3 protein-coding genes are annotated in these 3,591 nt (G+C 36.6%); 1 reads left to right on the top strand and 2 read right to left on the bottom strand.

Annotated elements, in window-relative coordinates:
* The first annotated feature begins 205 nt into the window (after positions 1-205).
* Positions 206-478, top strand: coding sequence for a mobilization protein (locus NJD71_RS13385; RefSeq protein WP_319052398.1), 273 nt, complete (start codon positions 206-208; stop codon positions 476-478).
* Between the two features lie 36 nt (positions 479-514).
* Here the strand turns inward: NJD71_RS13385 and repM are convergent, their stop codons facing one another.
* Entirely contained in the window at positions 515-1,516 is a 1,002-nt protein-coding gene (gene repM, locus NJD71_RS13380; RefSeq protein WP_319052397.1) for a replication initiation protein RepM, read from the bottom strand.
* Between the two features lie 496 nt (positions 1,517-2,012).
* Positions 2,013-3,353, bottom strand: coding sequence for a MobQ family relaxase (gene mobQ, locus NJD71_RS13375; RefSeq protein ID WP_319052396.1), 1,341 nt, complete (start codon positions 3,351-3,353; stop codon positions 2,013-2,015).
* Positions 3,354-3,591 lie beyond the last annotated feature (238 nt).

Raw genomic sequence — 3,591 nt, 5'->3', positions numbered from 1 at the left:
CGCACTTCACTAAAAAAGCCTATGAAGTGAAAAAGCAAAAAAATCACTACGACTTGCAATACTAATTGAAGCACTACGACTTGTAGATACTAATTGAAATTCTGCTATTCCTTTACCTATAGATTGATGTTAACTTACAATTAAATCTTAGTACATCATAACCATAGTTAATTTTGTAAAATCTTAGACTTATAAAGGAATTTGTATGGCTACACTAGAACAGAAAATAGCACAAAAAGAAGATGAGCTAGCACGACTAAAAGCTCAATCAAGGAAGTTAGAGAATGGGCAAAAGATAATAACAGGCGGAATGGTTTTATCACTAGCTAGGAACAACCCACAGCGCGCTAAGACACTACTAGAAGATATAAAATCCCAAGTTATTAAAAAGACAGATTTAGAACGTATGCAGCCAATTATTGACGAACTAACCGCTATAGTTGATAAAGCTAATGAACAGCAAAATAATTACTTATAGCGTGCTAAGACAAAATGAAAAAATAAGCTGTAATACTTATTTTTTCATGTGTTCTGGGAACTCGTAGCCGACTATCAGCATGTATTTACGCCAATCGTTGACCTTCTTATTATCCTTTAATTCAGTTAAAAGCCAACTTACGACCTCTTGTCTACTCTTACCTGCTGGCGCTATATCTCGTCCGAAATCCATAAGGTTAGCTAGCTTATTAGCAAACGTATTTATTTGACTCTCTGAGAGTGGCGGTATTGGTGTCTTTGGTATTCGCGGCTTATTATCACTAACATTTTTATTAGCCTCTTTGATAACGGGATTTTTTGATTTCTTTAATTTAAATTTAAACGTAAAACCTACAACTTTGCGACCTTCTTTTTTTTGCTCATAGCTGACCGTTATATCTGTATGCTCATTAATTTGTTTAATAGCTTGGTCTAACACTCTAGCCCTGAAGTTAGTAACTCGATCATATTCCTCTTTTTCAATTCCGAACCTCTCTCTAAGCTCAAAATAAGTAACGTAAGGTACTGTCTTAGAACCGCGCCACTGCATCATCATTTCATATAAACGATGTGCATACATGCTTGTCAGAGGTGCTTTTTGTTCAAGATGATAGCGAGAAAAGCTACCTTTTAATTTTCCTGCCAACTCTATCAGCGTATTTGTGAATGACAACATAACAACGCCTTGCCCTTCAACATATCCTATTTCTTGAACCCACCGACCCTTTCTAATCTCTTTATGGCTTGGGAATTGATCGCTTTTGATGTAATAAGTAAAGTATCTAGTGAATAGTTGCTCACTAGCCTCTTTCAACGCTAGATAAGCCATATCATTTGTTACGCCATATAATTCTGAATATTCCTCTGCTCGAATATGTATCATTTCGGGTAAGGCAGTAATGTGCTTTTCACACTCCTCATAACTAGATAGTTCTGCTAATGCTATATCAAGCAGTCTCATTTCACTAAGCGTAAGCGTGTAACTTGCTTCAATCAGTGAGTTACTTTTAACAACCATATCAGGTGCTTTTTGAGCCATGATAGTAACCTTTTTCATAGTTAAATTTTGATTTAGTGCTACATTGTATTATAGTGTAGCACTAAACCGAGGATTTGTAGTTGTTAAACCGAGGATTTGTAGTTGTTAAACCGAGGATTTGTAGTTGTTAAACCGAGGATTTGTAGCACTATGGGCTTTGAAAGCTATACTAGGTAAGGGATACAAGGTGTCTAAAATCTTTTAAAACTCTTTAAAATCTATTAAAAGATTTAAATGTAATCTTTAACTAATAAAAACTAGGTAGCAGAGCAGAGATAAATATCAATAATCAGTTTTACAGCAAAGCTCAGAAAAAAAGGATTGGTATAAACAATATCTAGGGGTAATGTCATAGATATATCAAAATAACGCTTAATTTGCTCACTGTAGCGTTCAAAACATAATTAAGCTAAATATGGTGCTTAGAGTAAATCAAAGCTACTGACAAGCAACTGAGAGCTTGTCAGTTATCAAAAAATTCTGTGTAAATGTTAATTTATCGTAGTCTTGGCGTGTTTTGTGGTGTTGCTGGCTGTAATGATTGTGTTGGTGTCGATCTTCTAGCACTTACCCTTTCAAATTCGACTTCGACCTTATCAAGACTTGTAATCGCTTTTTCATATAGTTTTATGAAGTCTTTATTTTTAAAGCCTGCCGTTTCGCTCATAGAGTCTACATTTGCAAGCAAGGTCTTTGATGTACTTATAACCTCGTCTATATTCTCAAGCTTCTTATTATCAAGCCCTCTATCATATAATTGGCTTCCAGCCTCTATGCCGATATAATCTATATATTCTAAAAATTTCTTACCTATCATGTTTAACCCAAATGGGCTTTGACCTTCACTAATACCATCAACAATTTGATTATGATATTGATGTAACGCCTCAAAACTCTCTTGAGTGTGTTTGTCCAAATCTATATCTTTGGCTTCGACTCTTTTGGGCTTTGGCTTTGGCTTAGGCTCTGGTATCAATGGCGATGGTGGTTTGGTCGTTTGTATAGTCCGCTCTTTTTCTTCTTCCTGCTGTTTGGCAAGCTGTTCTTTTAAGCTTTCCAACTCAGTATTAATAATATAAGACTCTAGATTGTCATTGGCAACTTGACGGTTAATGTCGCCCTTAGCGGTACTAATACCTTTACGCTCCAATGCCGATGCTTCCCAACCCAGTTTTACAGTGGGTAAATAATAACTGCCTTGTTCCTCATAGCTTCGGTGGTCAATACGTCTATCAATACCAGCATTTTCAAGATGCTTGTTTGTTGTGGTCGCCCAGTGCCTACGGAGATTTACAATTTGCTCTTGTGTCTTTGGAAGATTCAGCTTTGCAAGCTTGGTATTCGACAGCTCAATATTGGTTTTATCACCTAATACCAAAGTATTATTTTCTAGCGTTGCGGCTCGTGTGGTCATTAAAATATGGGCGTGGTGGTTACGTTGGTCGCCATGCTTATCAGGCAAATGAATTGCATAATCAATAGCAACCTTATATTTCTTAGATATGTCTTTTGTGAAATCTTCAACAAGTGATTGCCTTTGTTCCTCGCTCAGCTCATGGGGTAAATTGATAATGACCTCTCTTGCGGTTCTGCCGTCCTTTCGCTTCTCTGCTTTCTCAGCCGCATTCCACAATTCAGCCCTGTCAATATTTAACTTTTGACCATTAGAGAAGATAAAACAATCGGTTTTTACGATACCTTGTTTTTTACTATAATCATGTTTCAACCCAGTTCGGTTATCCTCAATTTTACAACCTGCACGATAGGCAGCCGATGCGGTCGCGCTTCTTCCTGCGCTCCGTTTTATTGGATTTGTTGATAGGTGGAACATTGCCATTTTGACTATCCTATTTTTGGATTTTGGTCTTTTATCTTTTAGCTCCGCAGGACGAACCGACTTGATAAAAAAAAGTAACGGAGTGGAATTTTTTTTATCAAGTCGTAAGTTCGCACTTCACTAAAAAAGCCTATGAAGTGAAAAAGCAAAAAAATCACTACGACTTGCAATACTAATTGAAGCACTACGACTTGTAGATACTAATTGAAATTCTGCTATTCCTTTACCTATAGATTGA

Origin of the sequence: Psychrobacter sp. PP-21 (assembly GCF_033790785.1) — a bacterium.
Classification (GTDB): Bacteria; Pseudomonadota; Gammaproteobacteria; order Pseudomonadales; family Moraxellaceae; genus Psychrobacter.
The sequence above is the reverse complement of the archived record's forward strand: the minus strand, read 5'-3'. Positions and strand labels throughout refer to the sequence as shown.